We start from the raw sequence: 18117 nt of genomic DNA, 5'->3' as shown, positions 1-18117 counted from the left end.
CCGGACGCCGCCGAGCCAGGGGAGCGCGTCGATGACGTACCCGCAGAGCAGGCCCCGACGGCTGCGCCGGACCGCGGCGGTACGCCGGCTGGTCGAGGAGACCCGGCTGGCCCCGGCCGAGCTGGTGCTGCCGATGTTCGTCAAGGAAGGGCTGGCCGAGCCGCGACCGGTTCCCTCGCTGCCCGGCGTGCTGCAGCATTCCCGGGACTCGCTGCGCAAGGCCGCCGCCGAGGCGGTCGCCGCCGGCGTCGGCGGGATCATGCTGTTCGGGGTGCCGGCCCGCCGCGACGCCGTCGGCTCCGCCGGCACCGATCCGGCGGGCGTGCTCAACGTGGCGATCCGTGACGTGGTCGCCGAGGTCGGCGACGCCACGGTCGTGATGAGCGACCTGTGCCTCGACGAGTTCACCGACCACGGGCACTGTGGGCTGCTCGCCCCGGACGGCACCGTCGACAACGACGCCACCCTCGCCGCGTACGGGCAGCTGGCGATCGCCCAGGCCGAAGCCGGCGCCGACATGCTCGGCCCGTCCGGAATGATGGACGGGCAGGTCGGCGTGGTCCGCCGAGCGTTGGACGCCGCCGGGCACACCGACACCGCCCTGCTGGCGTACGCGGCGAAGTACGCCTCGGCGTTCTACGGTCCGTTCCGTGACGCGGTGGAGTCGGCCCTGGTCGGCGACCGACGTACCTACCAGCAGGATCCGGCGAACCTGCGGGAGTCGCTGCGGGAGGTCGAGCTGGACGTCGCCGAAGGCGCGGACCTGGTGATGGTCAAGCCGGCGCTGCCCTACCTGGACGTGATCGCGGCGGTCCGCCAGCGGGTGCACGTCCCGGTCGCCGCCTACCAGGTCTCCGGCGAGTACGCGATGGTCGAGGCGGCTGCCGCCAACGGCTGGGTCGACCGGGACCGGGTGATCATGGAGACGTTGACGTCGATCAGGCGGGCCGGCGCCCAGGTCGTCCTCACCTACTGGGCGGTCGAGGCGGCCGAGGCCCTGGCCGGCTGATCCGACCTGGGCTCAGCTGCGTACGCCCAGGCGGTGCATCAACATCGGGATGTCCGCGCCGTAGTCCCACCAGTCCCGGTCCGACCGGTAGCCGATCTCGGTGTTGATCGAGACGATCTCCTCGTCGCCCTCGGCGTTCCAGGTCTGCACCTCGGCCAGCGCCGGTTCGACGGCACGCAGCTCCAGCAGCATCCGTGCCTTGATCGCCCGGTCGATGCCGCGTCCCTGGTGTGCCTGGGCGACGATGGTGTCGTACTGGTCGGCCCGGGTCGGGTGCTGCGCCGGCACCACCACCTCGGTCAGACCGGCGACCTCGCCGCTGGCCGGGTGCCGGGCCAGCACGATGTACGGCGTCATGCCCCGTCGGTGCAGGCAGCCGAGACTCTCCCGCAGCCGTTCCGGTTCGTACGAACTGGGCCGCAGGTCCAGGTCACCGTCGGCGGGGTCGCTCTGCTCGGCCTTGGTCCGGGCGTACGCCTCGACGAGATCGTCCGGCGGTCCACCGGGGTGGAACTCCACCTCGTAGCCGCTGACCGTGTCCTGGGCCATCTTCTCGATCGCCGCCCAGTCCACCGAGGCCAGCCGCAGGACACTGCGGATCTCCCGGAACTGCCGGGCGAAACCGAACGACTCGTAGAACTCCACCGCGCAGGTGCCGCCGATCACCTCGACCCCGACCGAGCTGAAACCCTCGTGGTACGCCCGACGCACCGCGAGCGACAGCAACTGCCGGCCCAGGCCGGTCCGCCGCACGTCCGGACGCACCAGGATCTCCAGGACACCGATGTCGCCGAGCAGCAGTACGTTCACGTGTCCGACGACCTCGGTGCCGCCGCGAGCGTCGGGCTGCTCCGCCAGCCAGCAGATCCGCCGGACCCCCGGCATCGTCTCGGTCAGGTACTCCCGCAGGAAATGCGGTCGCCACAGCGGGTCGCCCGGAAGATCGGTCCGGAAAACCTGGTTGAGACAGTCCAGCAGAGACGAGATCTCGGCGGACGACGCGGTTCGGGGGTCCCACTCGCGCACCATCACGCGTCTAGCTTGCCGGCAACGCGGCTGATGCGAAAGTGGCAGGCGCAGAATTGTGCCCGACCGATTGCGCTAAGTGCGACTCCGTACCCCGTACTCGTTGGCCGTGTCGAAGACCGACTGGGCGTAGGGTTGGACGTTGTTGTACGACAGGATGGCACTCCACCAGTCCGAAGGTGTGGACAGATCGCGTCCGTTCCGGCACAAGTAGTTAGCGGCGGCCAGGCTCGCGTCGTCGATATCCTGCGGATCGACCACCCCGTCGTTGTCGGCGTCCACCCCGAATTCCGCCCACGTCGTCGGGATGAACTGCATCGGACCGACCGCCCGGTCGTAGACCACGTCATTGTCGAGGCGTCCGTCGTCGGTGTCGGCGATTCGTTGCCGGCCGCCGGCCCCGTCGAGCGGCAGCCCGACGATCGGTGGTACGGCCCGCCCTTCGGTGTCCAACCTCGATCCGTTGGCCGTGCCGTGGGTCGACTCGATCATCCCGATCGCGGCCAGGGTGGTCCAGCTCAGCCGGCAGCCGGGAGTGGTGGTCGCCAGGACCAGTTCGGCGTAGCCGTACGCCTCCAACGCGACCACCGGGATGGCCAGCCGGCTGGCGGTCTGAGTCGCCCAACCGGTCAGGACCGCCGCCGGGCGGGTCGGCCCGAGCGGCGGCACCGGCCCGCCCGGGTCGTCGAGTGGCGGCGTCGTCGGATCGAGCAGGTCCGGGTCGGTGAGCGCGGGTACGTCCGGGACGGCGGTCGTCTCGACCGGCCCAGGGGTGCTGACGGGTTCCCGCAGTCCAGCGGCGGCCGGCACCAGCACCGCGCCTGCCGTACCGCTGCCGGCGATCAGTGCCAGCAGCAGCACGCCGGGTAGCGCCAGACGCCCGCTCGGACGGCGGCACCAGGCACCGACCGCGCGGGCCGCGCGACGGCCGGAGCGGGCGACCGGTCGGGCGATGGGCCGCAACCGTGCCGGGTGCAGCCGACCGACCCGGCGGGTGAACGGCGGATCGTCGCGTCGGTGTCGACCGGCCGGAGTCGGCTCGGTCCCCGCTTGGCTGGTCGGTTCCGCCCCGGTCCCCGCTTGGCTGGTCGGTTCCGCCCCGGTCCCCGCTTGGCTGGTCGGTTCCGCCCCGGTCCCCGCCTGGCCGGCCGGCTCCGCCCCGGTTTCAGGCTGATCCGGCCCGGCCTCAGCCGGCGTTCGCTGCTCCGGCAGGTCCGGCGTCGGCAGGTCCGGCGTCGGGCTCTGCGACGTCGCCGACGTGGGCGGCTCCGCCGTCCGATCCGCCGTCGGCTCCGTCGGCGGGGTCGGCGTCGGTGCGGCCGACGTGGACTCAGGTGCCGGTGCCGGCACCGCCGGACGTAGCCGTGCCGTCGGCGTACCTGCCCCGTCCTCGACCATGCCGTCGAGTATCACCCATCCGGCCGACGACGTCAGTTCCCGCCGTACCCTTATCCACATGCCCCGGTACGAGTTCCGCTGTCGCGCCTGCGGCGACACATTCGAGGTCAACCGTCCGATGACCGAGGCCGGCGAGCCGGCGTCCTGCCCTCAGGGCCACGCCGACACAGTCAAACTGCTCTCCACCGTCGCGCTCACCGGCCGGGGCGGCGGCTCAGTGGGAGCGCTGCCGACCGCACCACCGTCCGGTGGTGGCGGGTGCTGCGGCGGCGGGTGCGGATGCTGACCGCCACCGCGCCCCGCTGACCGTCACCGACGACGCCGCAGGTCAGCTACCCGCCTCCTTCGTGACTGGCCAGGTTGCCGACCTGCGGCAGGATGAACTGCGACTTCCAGCGGGGCGGAGGTTCCACCGGTGTCGGCATCGACCGCACTGCCGAGCGGCCTGGTCACCTTCATGTTCACCGACATCGAAGGCTCTACCAGGCTGGCCCGCCTGCTCGGCGGCGACTACCGTCCGATGCTGCGCGAGCACCGACGGCTGGTCCGGCGGACGCTGTCCGCCAGTGACGGCACCGAGCTGTTCACCGAGGGCGACTCGTTCTTCGCGGCGTTCGCTGATGCGGCCGCCGCTCTCGACGCCTGCCGCCGGGCCCAGCGGGCGCTCGCCGCGCACGACTGGTCCGCGCCGGATGCCGTGCCCCGGGTCCGGATGGGGCTGCACACCGGGTACGCCGAACCGGTCGGTGGCGAGTACACCAGTCCCGAGGTGCACCGGGCCGCCCGGATCGCGGCGGCGGCACACGGCGGGCAGGTGCTCTGCTCGGCGGCGACCGCCCGGGCTGCCGATCCGTTGCCGGCCGACGTCTCGTTGCTCGACCTCGGCCTGCACCGGCTTCGTGGCTTCGACGACCGGGAACGCCTGTTCCAGCTGATCGCTCCTGGTCTGGAGCGGCAGTTCCCCCGGCCGCGTACCGCCGACGCGGCCAGTCACAACCTGCCGAACCAGATCAGCTCCTTCGTCGGCCGGCGGATCGAACGCCGGGAGCTGCGACGACTCGTCGCCGCGCACCGGCTGGTCACCGTGGTCGGTGCCGGCGGTTCCGGCAAGACGCGGCTCGCGGTCGAGGTCGCCGCCGCGTCCGGCACCGTCGACACCTCGTCCGACACCGCATCCGGCGACGTCGACACCGCGTCCGGCACCGCCGGCTACCCCGACGGGGTCTGGTTCGTCGACGTGGCCACCGTGACCGACCCCGGGCTGGTCGCGTTCGCCATCGCCGCCGTGTTCGGGCTGCGCCCAGAGCCGGGACGGCCGATCCTGGACACGGTCGTCGAGTACGCCGCCGCCCGACGGTTGTTGCTGGTGCTCGACACCTGCGACGCCCAACCGGCGGCCTGCGCCGAGGTGATCACCCGGCTGCTCACCGGCGGTCGGCAGGTCCGGGTGCTGGCCACCAGCCGGGAGCCGATGGGCGTACCGGGTGAGGTGGTGTGGCGGATTCCGCCGCTGTCGGCGGAGCCCGGCCCGGCCGGCGGGCCCAGCGACGCCGTAGCGCTGTTGCTGGACCGTACGGTGGCCGCCCGGGGCGGCCGGCCGTTGGCGCCGGCCGAGTCGGGCCAGCTGCACCGGGTCGCGTCCCGGCTGGACGGGCTGCCGTTGGCGATCGAGCTGGCGGCGGCCCGGCTGCGGGTGCTCTCCGTCGGGCAACTGGTGGATCGGCTCGACGACGTACTGGGGGTGCTGGACGCGGGCCGGGAGGAGCCGGCCGGGGTGGACCGCTCCGCCGGGCGGCGGCACGGCACCCTGCAGGCGACGGTCACCTGGTCCTACCGTACGTTGGCGCCCCGGGCCGCCCGGCTGCTGCGCTGGATGTCCGTCTTCGCCGGCCCGGTCGACCTGGCCACCGTGGAGTGGCTGCTCGACGACGACCCGCTCGGCCCGTTGGCGGTGCTGGTCGACAAGTCGATGATCCAGGCCGAGCCGGCGGCCGGCGACACCAGCTACCGGATGCTCGACCCGATCCGGGCGTACGCCGCCCGGCGGCTGGTCGAGGCAGGTGAGGAGCAGTCGGCCCGGGACCGGCACGTCGACTGGGCCCTGCACGCGTTGCAGCGTGCCTATCTGGGCCCGGACGGGCAGCCGGTCACGTTGTCGCTGTACGCGTTGGATCCGCTCGCCGACGAGTTGCGGGCGGCGTTGCGGTGGAGCGCGACCGGCGGTAGCGCCCGGCGTGGCCTGCAGCTCGCCAGCGGGCTGGACCAGTGGTGGCGGGAGCGCGGCCTGGCCAGAGAGGGGCGGCTGTGGCTGTTCCGGCTGTACGGGCGGATCGCCGAGACCGGCGAGGTGATTCCCGAGGCGGAGCTGGCGGCCGCGTACCACATGCATTCGCAGCATGCCGGCGCGGACGGTGAGTTCGGCGAGGAGCTGCGGTTCTCGCACCGGGCCGAGGCCGTGGCCCGGCAGGCCGGCGACGCGGGCCTGTTGGCCCGGGTGCTGGCCGGCCGGGGCGCCTCGTTGATCGACATCGGTCAGTTCGACGAGGCGGAGCGGGTGTGCCGCGACGTCATCGACTGGGCGGCGGCCAACGGGGTGGCCGGTGACGCGTTGTTCGCCGTCTACAGTCTCGCGGAACTGCTGTGCCGGCGGGGAGCGCTGGACGAGGCGGCCGAGGTGCTGGCGGGTGCCCGGCCAGCCGAGGCCGCCCGGCCGGCCGAGCGTGGCCGGCGGACCGTCGACATGCTGCTGGGCCTGGTGGCGTTGGCCCGGGTGGACCTGGTCGCCGCCCACGACCACCTGGTGGTCGCGCTGCGGTCCCGGATGCGGTACGGCTTCCACCGGCGGGCCTGTGACACGTTGAACGCGATGGCGGTGCGCTGCGCGCAGGGCGGGGATCCGGCGACGGCGGCCCGGTTGTTCGGTGCCGCGCAGGCGACCCGTACGGCGTTGCGCAGCAGCGCCGGGATGTTCGGCGGCTACTGGGCGCAGGAGCAGGACCGGGTGCGGGCGGTGATCGGCGATGCCGCCTTCGACGCCGGCTACGCGCAGGGCAGTCGGATGAGCCTGGTCGAGGCGGCGGCGCTGGCACTGGCGGTGGAGCATCCGGACCTGAACTCGGGTGCCCGCTGGTTCGGCGACGACCCGACCGGGCTGGCGGCCGGCCGGTCCGGGCTGGTCGTCGACCGGTCCGGGCTGGTGACCGACCGGTCGACCGGCGACGGGAGCGCCGCCGGCTGAGCCGCCGGCGGCGCGTCCGTACGGTGGCGTTGGTGGTTATCCGACGGCCGTCAGGTGCCCGGCCGGGACGAGCCGCTCGGCGCGTTGCAGGTCGGCGGCGTCGACGATCGGCGCGCCGAAGATCCGGACCGCCTGGTAGTAGGTCCAGGCGAGGCTGAGGCAGGCCGGCCGCACGACGCTGCTGTACCGGGCGCAGACCCGCTTGAGGTCCTCGTAGAAGGCGCTGTCCACCCGGGCCTTGTTGGTGGCGGAGAACTGGCCGATCGCCTTGTAGTTGCGGTAGCCGAAGTCGTGCCGGTGGCAGGAGAGCCGGAAGTCGAAGCCGAGTGGGTTGTCCGGGCTGGACGAGCAGTAGTCGGTGGACCAGTCGAACTGGTAGGCGGCCCAGGGGCCCGGGTTGGCCCGGGCCGAGTTCCATGCGCTGTAGCTGCTGGCGCTGGTCTGCGTCCAGTTGGACAGCACCGCGGGCTTGTCGGCGGGAACGGCGCTGGCCGGGGTGGCGAACCCGAGGGCGGCGGTGAGGCCGAGCAGTACGGCGCTGAGCAGTGCGGACGTGCGACGGTACATCGCGATACCTCCGGTGGACGGCTCGTGGTGTGTGGCGTCGGTGCTTGTTACCGGTGGGTCACAAGCGTGTCCACAGTCTTGCCGTATCCGCTGACATCGATCTTTAGGGCGCCTGTTTCTTTGTCGACCGGCGCGTAAACAGACCATCCGCCGCCGAACGGGCACTCAGCTGGCGGCGGCCTCGGCGCCGGGCAGTGCCGCCACCCGGACCAGTGCGACGACGCGGTCGTCGCCGGTGCCGTCCATCCCGATGGAACGTCCGATGATCCACACCCACCGGTTGTCGTAATACGCTGACAGATCGGGCCGTACCTGTTCAACCTTCAGGATCAGTTGGTATCCGCCGTACCGCCAGTCCTCCTTGTTCAGTTGCAGGACCGTCCCCGGGGAGATCGCGGGAATGGTGGGTCGTGACGGCGGTTTCACAGGCTGCTCCGAAACTGGCGGTTGACGGCTCGCCGAGAGAGCATCGACAACACACAGTCCCAAAGCAATGTCTCTAAGCAAGATTTGAGGCGACGGGATACGACCCGACGCCGGACGGACGCATTCGGGCCGAGGTGATGTCCAGGTGATCGCGATCCGCTGGTCCGCAACGACTATGTTGTGGACGTGAACGGGGACCCGAAAGTGAAGGTGGACCGGCGGTGATTCACTTTCCCGCCGTCCGCCAGGGCCCGTTGAAGGCGTTGAGCCTGCGCCTGTTCGCCGCGGTCGCCCTCGTCTTCGCGGTCGTGGCGGTGGTCTACGCCGACCGCGACGGCTACCGGGACGCCAACGGCGACGGGATCTCGCTGCTCGACTGCTTCTACTATGCGGTCGTCAGCCTCTCCACGACCGGGTACGGCGACATCGCGCCGATCAGCGACGGTGCCCGGCTGGTCAACGTCCTGATCATCACGCCGGCCCGGGTGGTGTTCCTGATCATCCTGGTCGGTACCACCCTCGAGGTGCTCACCGAGCAGTACCGGACGAACCTTCGACTGACCCGGTGGAGAAGGAAAGTGAAGGACCACGTCATCATCTGCGGCTACGGCACCAAGGGCCGCAGCGCCGTGTCGGCCCTGCTGGAGAACGGCTTCGACAAGCAGCACATCGTCGTCGTCGAGAGCAGCGGCATCGCGCTGCGCCAGGCCACCGCCGCCGGCCTGGTCGCCGTCGAGGGATCGGCGACCCGCTCGTCGGTCCTCAACGAGGCACACGTCAAGCACGCCAAGGCGGTGATCATCGCCACCGACAGCGACGACGCCTCCGTCCTGGTCACCCTGACGGCCCGCCAACTGACCGCCGGCAAGGTACGGATCATCGCCGCCGCCCGCGAGGCCGAGAACGCCGCCCTGCTGCGCCAGAGCGGGGCGCACCACGTGATCGTGTCGTCCGCCACCGCCGGCCGGCTGCTGGGCCTGTCCACCTCGGCGCCGCCGCTGATCGACGTCGTCGAGGATCTGCTCACCCCTGGTCAGGGCATGGCACTGGCGATGCGTTCGGCCAACCGTGACGAGGTCGGACTGCCGCCCCGACAGCTGAACAACCTGGTGATCGCGCTGATCCGGCGCGGCCGGGTGGTGTCCCTGGCCGAGCCGGACAGCGTCGAGGTGGAGACCGGGGACCTGCTCGTCTACGTCCGCGACGACCGGACCTCAGCGAGCACCCCGTCGACCAGCTGACCGCGTGCGGCCAGCCGGTCGACCAGGGCCGACCTCGCGCGGGGTCAGGGGGTCAGTCGATGGACCAGGTGTCGCCGCTGCGCAGCAGCCCGGCCAGTTGCTCCTCCGGGGTCCCCTCGGCCTGGGCCATCGCCGCGCCGACCTGTGCCTGGATCAGGCTGTCGTAGCTGGGCCGCGGCACGCTGCGGAACACCCCGATCGGCGTGTTGCGCAGGTCGGCACCGGGCAGCCGGGACAGGGCGAACGCGTACGCCGGCTCGTCGATCGTCGCGTCGTGCACCACGATCTCCTCGGCCGGTACGGTGGCCGTCTCGCGCACTTCGAGGCCGAAGCCGCCCGGCGGGTGGACCACGCAGAACCGGCCTTCGGCGCCGAAGGTGATCGGCTGCCCGTGCTCCAGCCGGATCAGGTAGTCGTCCCGGGTGGCCGGCTCCTTGAGCTGGTCGAAGGCGCCGTCGTTGAAGATGTTGCAGTTCTGGTAGATCTCGACGAACGCCGACCCGTTGTGCTCGGCGGCGGCCCGCAGCACCGACTGCAGGTGCTTGCGGTCGGAGTCGATCGTCCGGGCGACGAAGGTCGCCTCGGCCCCCAGCGCCAGCGACAGCGGGTTGAACGGCGAGTCGGCCGACCCGACCGGCGTCGACTTGGTGACCTTGCCAAGCTCCGACGTCGGTGAGTACTGGCCCTTGGTCAACCCGTAGATCCGGTTGTTGAACAGCAGGATCTTCAGGTTGACGTTGCGCCGCAGCGCGTGGATCAGATGGTTGCCGCCGATCGACAGCGCGTCACCGTCGCCGGTCACCACCCACACCGACAGGTCCGGACGGGAGACCGACAGGCCGGTGGCGATCGCCGGGGCGCGACCGTGGATCGAGTGCATCCCGTACGTGTTCATGTAGTACGGGAAGCGCGACGAGCAGCCGATGCCGGAGACGAAGACGGTCCGCTCGCGCGGGATGTTCAGCTCGGGCATGAACGACTGCACGGCGGCGAGGATCGCGTAGTCGCCGCAGCCCGGGCACCAGCGCACCTCCTGGTCGGACTTGAAGTCCTTGGCGGTGAGCTTGAGTGCCACCGGCGTGCCGGTGCCAGCGCGGCCGTTGGGAGCGGGCTCAGACATTCTTCACGACCTCTTCCAGCATGGTCTCCAGCTCGGTGGCGGTGAACGGCAGGCCACGGACCTGGTTGTAGCCGATCGCGTCGACCAGGTACCGGGCCCGGATCACGTGCGCCAACTGGCCCAGGTTCATCTCCGGGATCACCACCCGGTCGTAGGAGCGCAGCACGTCGCCCAGGTTGGCCGGCAGCGGTGCCAGATGCCGCAGGTGTGCCTGGGCCACCGGCAGCCCGCGCTGGCGCAGGGTGCGGCAGGCGGCACCGATCGGGCCGTACGTCGATCCCCAGCCCAGCACCAGCGTGCGGGCGTCGCCGTCCGGGTCCTCGACCTCGACGTCGGGCACCGGGATCGTGTCGATCCGGGCCTGACGGGTGCGCACCATGAAGTCGTGGTTGGCCGGGTCGTAGGAGATGTCGCCGGTCTTGTCGGCCTTCTCCAGTCCGCCGATGCGGTGCTCCAGGCCGGGCGTGCCGGGAATCGCCCACGGCCGGGCCAGCGTCTGCGGGTCCCGCAGGTACGGCAGGAAGGTCTTGCCGTCGGCGTCGTTGGGCGCGGTGGCGAACTCGACCTGCAGGTCCGGCAGCGAGTCGACCTCCGGCAGCAGCCACGGCTCGGAGCCGTTGGCCACGTAGTTGTCCGACAGCAGAAGCACCGGCGTGCGGTAGGTCAGGGCGATCCGGGCGGCCTCGATCGCCGCGTGGAAGCAGTCCGACGGTGAGCGGGGCGCGATCACCGCGACCGGTGCCTCACCGTGTCGGCCGAACAACGCCATGTTCAGGTCGGCCTGCTCGGTCTTGGTCGGCATCCCGGTCGACGGGCCGGCCCGTTGCACGTCGACGATGAGCAGTGGCAGCTCCAGGGCCACCGCCAGGGAGATCGTCTCGCTCTTGAGGGCCACCCCGGGGCCGGACGTGGTGGTGATGCCGAGCGCCCCGCCGTACGAGGCACCGAGCGCCGCACCGACTGCGGCGATCTCGTCCTCGGCCTGCATCGTGATCACCCCGAGCCGCTTGTGCTTGCTCAGCTCGTGCAGGATGTCCGAGGCCGGAGTGATCGGGTAGGCACCGAGGAAGACCGGCAGCTTGGCACGCACCCCGGCGGCGACCAGGCCGAGCGACAGGGCGGCGTTGCCGGTGATGTTGCGGTACGTGCCGGGGCGCATCCGGGCCGGGTTGACCTCGTAGCGCACCGCGAAGTCCTCGGTCGTCTCGCCGAAGTTCCAGCCGGCCCTGAACGCGGCGATGTTCGCCTCGACCAGGTCCGGGCGTTTGGCGAACTTGCGCTGCAGGAACCGGATCGTGGACTCGTACGGCCGGGAGTACATCCACGAGAGCAGGCCCAGCGCGAACATGTTCTTCGCCCGCTCGGCGTCCTTCTTCGAGACCGACAGTTCGGCGAGCGCGCCGATGGTCATCGAGGTGAGCGCGACCGGGTGCAGGGCGTAGCCGTCGAGCGAGCCGTCCTCCAGCGGGTTCGCCGCGTACCCGACCTTGGCCAGGTTGCGCCGGGTGAACTCGTCGGTGTTGACGATGATGTCCGCCCCGCGCGGCAGGTCGGCCAGGTTGGCCTTCAACGCCGCCGGGTTCATCGCGACCAGTACGTTCGGCGAGTCGCCGGGGGTGAGGATGTCGTAGTCGGCGAAGTGCACCTGGAAGCTGGACACGCCGGGCAGGGTGCCGGCGGGTGCCCGGATCTCCGCAGGGAAGTTCGGCAACGTGGAGATGTCGTTGCCCAACTGCGCGGTCTCCGAGGTGAACCGGTCACCGGTCAGCTGCATCCCGTCGCCGGAGTCGCCAGCAAACCGGATGACCACCCGATCCAGTTGACGGACCTGCTTGGCCACGTGCGCTGACCTCCTCGTTTCCGGCCGGCGGCGCGGACCACGGTCCGCCTCGCCAGCTGCTGCCCGAATGTGCGGCGCGAGCCCGCCGGTGCCGCGACGCGGCGACTGTCGGTGCCAGGGTAAGGGCGTCCTAACCATCCTCGCACCTTCGGGAAAGCCTACGTCGGATCCAGTCGGATACCCGGCTCGGGTCCGCCGGGTGGGACTGGAATCACCTCGTGTTCACCCGGGCGCGGTCCGGGTGGCGGGCCCGGCGACACCCGGACGGGCGGGCACCCTTGGCCCGTCGGCCGGTAGACTGCCGGACATGCAGGGCTACCTCGGCTCGTACGCGACGTTGGGGTTGCTGTTGCTGGTGAGCGTGGCGTTCTTCGTCGTGGCGTACGGTGCCAACCGGCTGCTGCGCCCGGCCCGGCCGGCCGATCCGGTCGGTAAACGCGCCAGCTACGAGTGCGGCCTCGACCCCGTGGGCGGCGACTGGGCGCAGGCCCAGATCCGCTACTACGTGTACGCCTTCCTCTACGTGCTGTTCGCGGTGGAGGCAGTGTTCCTCTTCCCCTGGGCGGTGATCTTCGACCGGCCCGGGTTCGGCCTGGTCACCGTCGCCGAGATGGGGATCTTCGTCGCGGTGCTGGCGCTGGGCATCCTCTACGCCTGGCGCCGCAACGTGCTCCGCTGGACCTGACGGACGCGCCGTGCCGGGGCTGACGGACGCGCCGTGCCGGGGCTGACGGACGCGCTGCGCCGGGGCTGACGGACGCGCCGGACCGGCGGGCTCAGGCCAGCGCGCGGCGGGACACCGCCGGTGGCCGGTCGCCACGGATCGACGCGACCATGTCCAGGACCTGTCGGGTCGCGGCCACCTGGTGCGCGCGGAACACCCGGGCGCCCAGCCAGGCGGAGACCGCCGTCGTGGCCAGGGTGCCGGTCAGCCGCTGGTCGACCGGTACGTCGAGGGTCTCGCCGATGAAATCCTTGTTCGACAGGGCGACCAGGACCGGCCAGCCGGTGGCGACCAGCTCGTCGAGACGGCGGGTCACCTCCAGCGAGTGCCGGGTGTTCTTGCCGAAGTCGTGCGCGGGATCGATCAGGATCCCGTCCGGGCGTACCCCCAGCGCCACCGCCCGCTCGGCGAGCCCGGCCACCGTGGCGACCACGTCGGCCACGACGTCGTCGAACGCCGCGCGGTGCGGCCGGGTACGTGGCGTGGTCCCACCGGTGTGTGAGCAGAGCAGCCCGGCCCCGGTCGCCGCAGCCACCTCGGCGAGCTGCGGATCCGCGCCGGCCCAGGTGTCGTTGAGCAGGTCCGCGCCAGCGGCGACCGCCTCCCGGGCGACCTCGGCCCGCCAGGTGTCGATCGAGATGACCAGGTCGGGGAAGGCGGCCCGGACCGCCGCGATGGTGCCGACCGTACGGTCGATCTCCTCGGTGACGCCGACCGCCGTACCCGGTCCGGCCTTCACCCCGCCGATGTCGACGATGTCCGCGCCGTCGGCGACGGCCTGTTCGACGGCGCGCAACGCGGCGTCGGCCGCGAAGGTCGCGCCCCGGTCGAAGAACGAATCGGGCGTACGGTTCACGATCGCCATCACCGCCAGGTCGCTGGCGGCGAAGACCCGCCGACCCAGCCGTAGCGGGTCCGCCATGGCACCTCCTTGCCGCAGTCCGCGCCGGCGCCGCCTGCGGCGGTCCGCGTCAGTGAGGGTAGTCGGGTGCCGGAGGGCGTCGGGCGGACCGCGACTCGCCGTCGGGGGGTCGCCCTCGCCGCGTCGACATGCCACGATTCGGTCATGGATCAGTTTTTCCTCGTCCTGGTCGCCGCGCTGACCGTCGCCGGGGTCGTCTTCGGAGTCACCGTCCTGGTCACCGGCAACGATCCCGGCCTGACGCCGGTGGAGCCGGACGGGCGGGCGGTGCCGCTGCCCGGCACCCGGCCACTGCTGGAGCAGGACATCACCCGGGTCCGGTTCGACACGGCGGTACGGGGCTACCGGATGGCGCAGGTCGACCAGGCGCTGCGCCGGGCCGCGTACGACATCGGCTACAAGGACGAGCTGATCGAGGTGCTCCAGGCGGAGGTGGCGGCGTTGCGCGAGGGGCGGACCGAGGACGCCGAGGTGCTGCGCCGGGCCCGCGACGCGGCGCTGGTGGCGGCAGCCGAGCCGGCCACGGCCGACATCGACCTCGCGACGGCCCCGCCCGGGTCCGGCAGCGGCGACGCGGCGGCGCCGGAGCGGGACAACGACGCGGCTGCGGCGGAGCAGGCCGGCGTCACGGTGCCGGCCGGCCCGGCCGACGGCACCGGGTCGACCGCCGCGCGGCCCGGCGACGGTGCGGCCAGGTGAGCACGTCCGGCGAGGCCGAGGCCGCGACTCCCGGCTCCGGCGAGGTCACCGCGACCGTCATCGTCCGGGCCCCCGCCGCGCGGGTGTTCGCCGCCTTCACCGCCTGGGAGCGCCAGTCCGACTGGATTCCGTTCACCGAGGTGACGGTGGCCTCCGGCGACGGCGGCGAGGGCAGCCTGATCGTGGCGGTCACCGCGGTCGGTCCGGTGTCGCTGCGCGACGAGATGCGGGTGGTCCGGGTGGATCCGCCGTACGAGGTCCGGGTGGTGCACTGCGGCGCGCTGCTGCGCGGCCCAGGAGTGCTGCGCTGCACGCAGATGGACCACGACCGGACCCAGGTCGTCTGGCACGAGTGGTTCCACCTGCCCGGCGGTGTCGCCGGCCGGCTGGCCTGGCCACTGCTGTGGCCCGGCTCGAAGGTCAGTCTCACCCAGGCGTTGAAGAAGTTCGGCCGGCTGGTCGAGGCGGGGGCGCTGCCGTGACCGCCGGTGGGCCGACCGTGCCGACCCTGCCGATCGGGCTGAGTGCCGGCGCGGACGGCCTGGCCCGCTGCGCGTGGGGTGCCGACCCGCCGGAGTACCGCCGCTACCACGACCAGGAGTGGGGGCGCCCGGTACGCGGCGACGACGCGCTGTTCGAGCGGCTCACCCTGGAGGCATTCCAGTCCGGGCTGTCCTGGCTGACGATCCTGCGTAAGCGGGAGGCGTTCCGCGCCGCGTTCGACGGCTTCCGGATCGCGAAGGTCGCCGGGTACGGTCCCGCCGACGTGACGCGCCTGCTCGCCGACGCCGGTATCGTCCGCAACCGGGCCAAGATCGAAGCGGCGGTGGCCAACGCGCGGGCCGCCCTGGACCTGCCGGCCGGCCTGGCGGACCTGCTCTGGTCGTACGCACCGCCGCCGCGCGCCGGTCGGCCGGCGTCGGCGGCCGACGTGCCGGCCCGGACCCCGGAGTCGACGGCACTGGCCAGGGCGCTGAAGCGGCACGGTTTCCGGTTCGTCGGCCCGACCACCGCGTACGCCCTCATGCAGGCGACCGGAATGGTGGACGACCACGTCGACGGCTGCCACGTGCCACCACCGTTGCCGGTGCGCTGATCCGCACACCGGGTGCCGTGGTGGGATAGGGACATGCAAGACGAGACGACCCCATCCGACCCGCCGACGGGCACTTCCGACGCGGGTGGCGGCACCGGCGCCTGGGCGGTGGTGATCCCGGCCCAACGGTACGAGGCGGAGCGGCTGTTCCACCACGACTCCCTCGAGCTGACCGGCCTGGACGGCGGGCCGCGCCCCGCGTTCGGCGCACCGGTGCTGGTGGTGACCGACGGCGAACAGCCGTTCGTGGTGGCGCTGGGTCGCGTCGGTGCCGCCGGCGGCGGCACCGAGGGCGGCGAGACCCGGGCCGGCGGCCCGCCACCACTGGTGGTCCACTACACCTGCCGGGCGTTCGACGATCCGGTACCGGCGTCCGCGCTCGTGCTCGCCGGCCCGGTCACGGCGGTCGACGTCGCCACCTACCGCAGCCTCGCCGGCCAGCTGGCGCCGACCGGCGACCGACGGACCTGGCTGGTCAGTGTCGATCTGCCGATCGAGGCGCCGACGGCGGCCGAGGCGGTCCGGGTGTTCTGGTCGTACGTGCGGGAGCTGGGGCCACGGGAACTGCCGGCCTTCGTGTACCCCTCCGGTGACGAACTGGCGATGCAGGCGTTCGTGCTCGGTGCCGAGGCCAACCAGGACCCGGAAGAGGACGACTGACCGGTGCCGTGGGGCCGGATCGGCGTACGGCTCGTCCCGGTGTACGGCTCGTCCCGGCGTACGGCTCGTCTCAGCGGCCGTCGAAGACCGGCCGCTGCTTGGCGACGAACGCCGCGGTGGCGTGCCGGTGGTCGGCGGTGCCGCCGCACAGTGACTGGGCATGTTCCTCGGCGGCCAGCGCGTCGGCGAGCGTGCCGGAGGCACCGACCGACAGTTGGCGTTTGATCGCCCCGTACGCGACGGTCGGCCCGGCCGCCAGCCGCGCGGCCAGTTCCTGGGCGGCCGGCAGCACCTGCTCGTCGTCGTCGACGAGCCGGTGCAGCAGCCCGATCCGGTGCGCCTCGGCGGCCGGCACCGGCTGGGCCAGCAGCATCAGCTCGACGGCCTTCGGGAAGCCGACCAGTCGGGGCAGGGTCCAGGACGCCCCGGTGTCGCCGGCCAGGCCGACGTTGGCGAACGCCATCAGGAAGCTGGTCCCCGGGCCGCCGATGCGCAGGTCGGCGAGCATCGCGAGCGAGGCACCGGCGCCGGCCGCCGCGCCCCGCACGGCGGCCACGACCGGCTTGGACAGCCCGGCCAGCCGGGCGGCGATCGGGTTGTAGTGCTCCCGTACGGTGTCCAGCGGATCGCGGTCGCCCGACTCCAGCGTCGCGACGTGTTCCCGCAGGTCCTGGCCGACGCAGAAGGCACGGCCGGCACCGGTGAGGACGACGGCCCGGCAACCGGGGTCGCTGTCGCACTCGGCCAGGACCTCGCGCAGCGCCTCCTTGAGCGCGACGTCGAGTGAGTTGAGCGACTCCGGGCGGTGCAGGGTCAGTGTCACGACCGCGTCGGTGCGGTCGACGAGCAGTGGGTCGGTCACAGCTGGTGGTCCCTTTCGTCTGCTGGCCGCCGGACGATCGGGACCGGCAAGCGGCGGTCGGTACGGGTCGGTACGGGTCGGCGGTGGTTTCAGCGGTGGTTGATGTCCAGGCAGGTGTCGACGTAGCGGTCGGCGGCGGGTCGCAACCGGGCGGCGTGCCGGTCGAAGAAGGTGGCGGCGCTGGTGCCGGGCCACCGTTCCGGAAGCAGCGCCGGCGGCAGCTGCGGATCCTGGAACAGGAATCCCCGCCAGGCGTGCACCAGCCGGAAGCGGGCGGCGTAGGCCTCCTCGTCGCTGCTGCGGACCGTCACCCGGGCGAGCAGCGGGCGTTGCTCGGCGACGAACCGTTCGTACGCCTGCCCGATCTCGGCCAGGTTCCAGGCCCGGCGGACCAGCGCGGCGGCGCCGGCGGTGCCGCCGGTGTGCGCGGCGGTGAACCGCTCGAACCGGACGCCGGCTTCGGCCAGCAGACCGTCCACCTCGCTGGCGGTCCGGGTCGCCACCCAGGTGTGTTCGTCGAGCATCCCGTACCCGAGGTAGCTCAGGTTGGCGCAGAGCCGTTGCCGCTCCCGGCGGGCGCTCGGGGCGTCCAGCACCAGCAGGTCGAACTTGCCGTCCCAGCCGATCCGACCGGTGCGGTAGATCCGGGCGGCGGCTTCGTCCAATCGCCGGGCGGCCTTGGGCGTCAGCAGATAGCCTGGCCCGGCGGCCATTCGCGACGGGTGCAGCCAGCCCTGGCGCACCATCCGGGACACTGCGGTCCGCACCGCCGGCGGCGCGATGCCGAGCGGGGCGAGCAGTCTGACCAGGGCAGCGACGGGTGCCCGACCGCCCCGTGGGCGGAGGTGGTCACCGAACAGGTCGAAGAGCGCCGACCGTGCCTGCATGACCGCACATTGTGACAGCCCAGTTCAAGATATGCTAGATGCTGTCACAGCATTGTGGCCTCGGTTTGGGTCCGGCGGTGTTCATCAGGGAAAATCGTTGGTCGGCACCGTGGCAGTGGCACGCGGTGAGACTGACGAGGTGGCTGGGGCACACCCAGCGGCCCTGGGGCAAGTCTGAGGGGAGACAACATGGCGGCGATGAAGCCGCGGACGGGCGACGGTCCGCTGGAGGTCACCAAGGAGGGCCGGGGCATCGTCATGCGGGTTCCGCTGGAGGGCGGGGGCCGACTCGTCGTCGAGATGACGCCCGACGAGGCCAACGCGCTCGGTGACGCGCTGAAGGCCGCCGCAGGCTGATCGAGCCGGACCCGCGGGGCAGCGCTGGCCCACGGGTCGACATAG

Annotated in this window: 19 protein-coding genes; 10 read left to right on the top strand and 9 right to left on the bottom strand. The window is 72.2% G+C overall.

Annotated features, from left to right (window positions below):
- Nucleotides 1–31: 31 nt before the first annotated feature.
- Entirely contained in the window at nucleotides 32–1009 is a 978-nt protein-coding gene (gene hemB, locus ACN28F_RS11895) for a porphobilinogen synthase (RefSeq protein ID WP_289208044.1), read from the top strand.
- Nucleotides 1010–1021: 12 nt separating this feature from the next.
- Here the strand turns inward: hemB and ACN28F_RS11890 are convergent, their stop codons facing one another.
- Together ACN28F_RS11890 and ACN28F_RS11885 are read right to left on the bottom strand one after the other, a co-directional pair.
- Entirely contained in the window at nucleotides 1022–2038 is a 1017-nt protein-coding gene (locus tag ACN28F_RS11890; protein WP_289211133.1) for a GNAT family N-acetyltransferase, read from the bottom strand.
- A gap of 72 nt (nucleotides 2039–2110) precedes the next feature.
- Nucleotides 2111–3433, bottom strand: coding sequence for a lytic murein transglycosylase (locus ACN28F_RS11885; protein ID WP_421357729.1), 1323 nt, complete (start codon nucleotides 3431–3433; stop codon nucleotides 2111–2113).
- 58 nt (nucleotides 3434–3491) lie between these two features.
- Between ACN28F_RS11885 and ACN28F_RS11880 the strand changes: the two genes are divergently transcribed.
- Nucleotides 3492–3719 (top strand): FmdB family zinc ribbon protein, encoded by a 228-nt coding sequence (locus tag ACN28F_RS11880; protein WP_289208043.1) that lies wholly within the window; start codon nucleotides 3492–3494, stop codon nucleotides 3717–3719.
- A gap of 171 nt (nucleotides 3720–3890) precedes the next feature.
- On the top strand, nucleotides 3891–6671 hold the full coding sequence (locus tag ACN28F_RS11875; protein WP_421361360.1) for an ATP-binding protein: 2781 nt from the start codon (nucleotides 3891–3893) through the stop codon (nucleotides 6669–6671).
- 36 nt (nucleotides 6672–6707) lie between these two features.
- Here the strand turns inward: ACN28F_RS11875 and ACN28F_RS11870 are convergent, their stop codons facing one another.
- Nucleotides 6708–7238 (bottom strand): phospholipase, encoded by a 531-nt coding sequence (locus tag ACN28F_RS11870; RefSeq protein WP_289208042.1) that lies wholly within the window; start codon nucleotides 7236–7238, stop codon nucleotides 6708–6710.
- 165 nt (nucleotides 7239–7403) lie between these two features.
- Complete coding sequence (locus ACN28F_RS11865; RefSeq protein ID WP_421357728.1) at nucleotides 7404–7664, bottom strand: hypothetical protein; 261 nt, start codon at nucleotides 7662–7664, stop codon at nucleotides 7404–7406.
- 221 nt (nucleotides 7665–7885) lie between these two features.
- On the opposite strand from ACN28F_RS11865, the gene ACN28F_RS11860 reads away from it, so the two are divergent.
- Nucleotides 7886–8905, top strand: coding sequence for a potassium channel family protein (locus tag ACN28F_RS11860; protein ID WP_289208040.1), 1020 nt, complete (start codon nucleotides 7886–7888; stop codon nucleotides 8903–8905).
- 52 nt (nucleotides 8906–8957) lie between these two features.
- Here the strand turns inward: ACN28F_RS11860 and ACN28F_RS11855 are convergent, their stop codons facing one another.
- On the bottom strand, nucleotides 8958–10025 hold the full coding sequence (locus ACN28F_RS11855) for a 2-oxoacid:ferredoxin oxidoreductase subunit beta (protein WP_289208039.1): 1068 nt from the start codon (nucleotides 10023–10025) through the stop codon (nucleotides 8958–8960).
- On the bottom strand, nucleotides 10018–11865 hold the full coding sequence (locus tag ACN28F_RS11850; protein WP_289208038.1) for a 2-oxoacid:acceptor oxidoreductase subunit alpha: 1848 nt from the start codon (nucleotides 11863–11865) through the stop codon (nucleotides 10018–10020). Before ACN28F_RS11850 ends, ACN28F_RS11855 begins: the two co-directional genes overlap by 8 nt.
- Nucleotides 11866–12172: 307 nt before the next feature.
- Between ACN28F_RS11850 and ACN28F_RS11845 the strand changes: the two genes are divergently transcribed.
- Nucleotides 12173–12550: an NADH-quinone oxidoreductase subunit A gene (locus tag ACN28F_RS11845; protein WP_282225398.1), complete on the top strand. Its 378-nt coding sequence runs from the start codon at nucleotides 12173–12175 to the stop codon at nucleotides 12548–12550.
- 91 nt (nucleotides 12551–12641) lie between these two features.
- On the opposite strand, the gene folP is transcribed toward ACN28F_RS11845, so the two are convergent.
- On the bottom strand, nucleotides 12642–13511 hold the full coding sequence (gene folP / locus ACN28F_RS11840; protein ID WP_421357725.1) for a dihydropteroate synthase: 870 nt from the start codon (nucleotides 13509–13511) through the stop codon (nucleotides 12642–12644).
- 144 nt (nucleotides 13512–13655) lie between these two features.
- On the opposite strand from folP, the gene ACN28F_RS11835 reads away from it, so the two are divergent.
- Genes ACN28F_RS11835 through ACN28F_RS11820 form a run of 4 tightly spaced genes read left to right on the top strand, consistent with a single transcriptional unit; the run spans nucleotide 13656 to nucleotide 15966 of the window.
- Nucleotides 13656–14210, top strand: a complete 555-nt coding sequence (locus ACN28F_RS11835; protein ID WP_289208036.1) for a DivIVA domain-containing protein — start codon at nucleotides 13656–13658, stop codon at nucleotides 14208–14210.
- Nucleotides 14207–14692: an SRPBCC family protein gene (locus ACN28F_RS11830; protein ID WP_289208035.1), complete on the top strand. Its 486-nt coding sequence runs from the start codon at nucleotides 14207–14209 to the stop codon at nucleotides 14690–14692. Before ACN28F_RS11835 ends, ACN28F_RS11830 begins: the two co-directional genes overlap by 4 nt.
- A 32-nt stretch (nucleotides 14693–14724) precedes the next feature.
- Nucleotides 14725–15306: a DNA-3-methyladenine glycosylase I gene (locus ACN28F_RS11825; protein ID WP_421361359.1), complete on the top strand. Its 582-nt coding sequence runs from the start codon at nucleotides 14725–14727 to the stop codon at nucleotides 15304–15306.
- Nucleotides 15307–15339: 33 nt separating this feature from the next.
- Nucleotides 15340–15966, top strand: coding sequence for a hypothetical protein (locus ACN28F_RS11820; protein ID WP_289208034.1), 627 nt, complete (start codon nucleotides 15340–15342; stop codon nucleotides 15964–15966).
- Between the two features lie 70 nt (nucleotides 15967–16036).
- Here the strand turns inward: ACN28F_RS11820 and ACN28F_RS11815 are convergent, their stop codons facing one another.
- Both ACN28F_RS11815 and ACN28F_RS11810 read right to left on the bottom strand, forming a co-directional pair.
- A complete protein-coding gene (locus tag ACN28F_RS11815) occupies nucleotides 16037–16828 on the bottom strand; it encodes an enoyl-CoA hydratase-related protein (protein WP_289208033.1) in 792 nt (263 codons plus the stop codon).
- Nucleotides 16829–16917: 89 nt separating this feature from the next.
- Nucleotides 16918–17715: a PaaX family transcriptional regulator C-terminal domain-containing protein gene (locus ACN28F_RS11810; protein ID WP_289208032.1), complete on the bottom strand. Its 798-nt coding sequence runs from the start codon at nucleotides 17713–17715 to the stop codon at nucleotides 16918–16920.
- Between the two features lie 189 nt (nucleotides 17716–17904).
- Here ACN28F_RS11810 and ACN28F_RS11805 point away from each other — a divergent pair, with 189 nt between their 5' ends.
- Nucleotides 17905–18072 (top strand): DUF3117 domain-containing protein, encoded by a 168-nt coding sequence (locus ACN28F_RS11805; RefSeq protein ID WP_007455245.1) that lies wholly within the window; start codon nucleotides 17905–17907, stop codon nucleotides 18070–18072.
- Nucleotides 18073–18117: the final 45 nt, after the last annotated feature.

The organism is Solwaraspora sp. WMMA2101, from assembly GCF_049179175.1.
In the GTDB taxonomy this organism is placed as follows: domain Bacteria; phylum Actinomycetota; class Actinomycetes; order Mycobacteriales; family Micromonosporaceae; genus Micromonospora_E.
This window is presented reverse-complemented; position numbering and strand designations above follow the sequence as displayed.

What these genes read in the sequence shown, in the direction of transcription:
- hemB (WP_289208044.1), top strand. Translation starts at nt 32, where the DNA reads ATGACGTACCCGCAGAGCAGGCCCCGACGGCTGCGCCGGACCGCGGCG.
- ACN28F_RS11890 (WP_289211133.1), bottom strand. Translation starts at nt 2,038, where the DNA reads ATGGTGCGCGAGTGGGACCCCCGAACCGCGTCGTCCGCCGAGATCTCG.
- ACN28F_RS11885 (WP_421357729.1), bottom strand. Translation starts at nt 3,433, where the DNA reads ATGGTCGAGGACGGGGCAGGTACGCCGACGGCACGGCTACGTCCGGCG.
- ACN28F_RS11880 (WP_289208043.1), top strand. Translation starts at nt 3,492, where the DNA reads ATGCCCCGGTACGAGTTCCGCTGTCGCGCCTGCGGCGACACATTCGAG.
- ACN28F_RS11875 (WP_421361360.1), top strand. Translation starts at nt 3,891, where the DNA reads ATGTTCACCGACATCGAAGGCTCTACCAGGCTGGCCCGCCTGCTCGGC.
- ACN28F_RS11870 (WP_289208042.1), bottom strand. Translation starts at nt 7,238, where the DNA reads ATGTACCGTCGCACGTCCGCACTGCTCAGCGCCGTACTGCTCGGCCTC.
- ACN28F_RS11855 (WP_289208039.1), bottom strand. Translation starts at nt 10,025, where the DNA reads ATGTCTGAGCCCGCTCCCAACGGCCGCGCTGGCACCGGCACGCCGGTG.
- ACN28F_RS11845 (WP_282225398.1), top strand. Translation starts at nt 12,173, where the DNA reads ATGCAGGGCTACCTCGGCTCGTACGCGACGTTGGGGTTGCTGTTGCTG.
- folP (WP_421357725.1), bottom strand. Translation starts at nt 13,511, where the DNA reads ATGGCGGACCCGCTACGGCTGGGTCGGCGGGTCTTCGCCGCCAGCGAC.
- ACN28F_RS11835 (WP_289208036.1), top strand. Translation starts at nt 13,656, where the DNA reads ATGGATCAGTTTTTCCTCGTCCTGGTCGCCGCGCTGACCGTCGCCGGG.
- ACN28F_RS11820 (WP_289208034.1), top strand. Translation starts at nt 15,340, where the DNA reads ATGCAAGACGAGACGACCCCATCCGACCCGCCGACGGGCACTTCCGAC.
- ACN28F_RS11810 (WP_289208032.1), bottom strand. Translation starts at nt 17,715, where the DNA reads ATGCAGGCACGGTCGGCGCTCTTCGACCTGTTCGGTGACCACCTCCGC.
- ACN28F_RS11805 (WP_007455245.1), top strand. Translation starts at nt 17,905, where the DNA reads ATGGCGGCGATGAAGCCGCGGACGGGCGACGGTCCGCTGGAGGTCACC.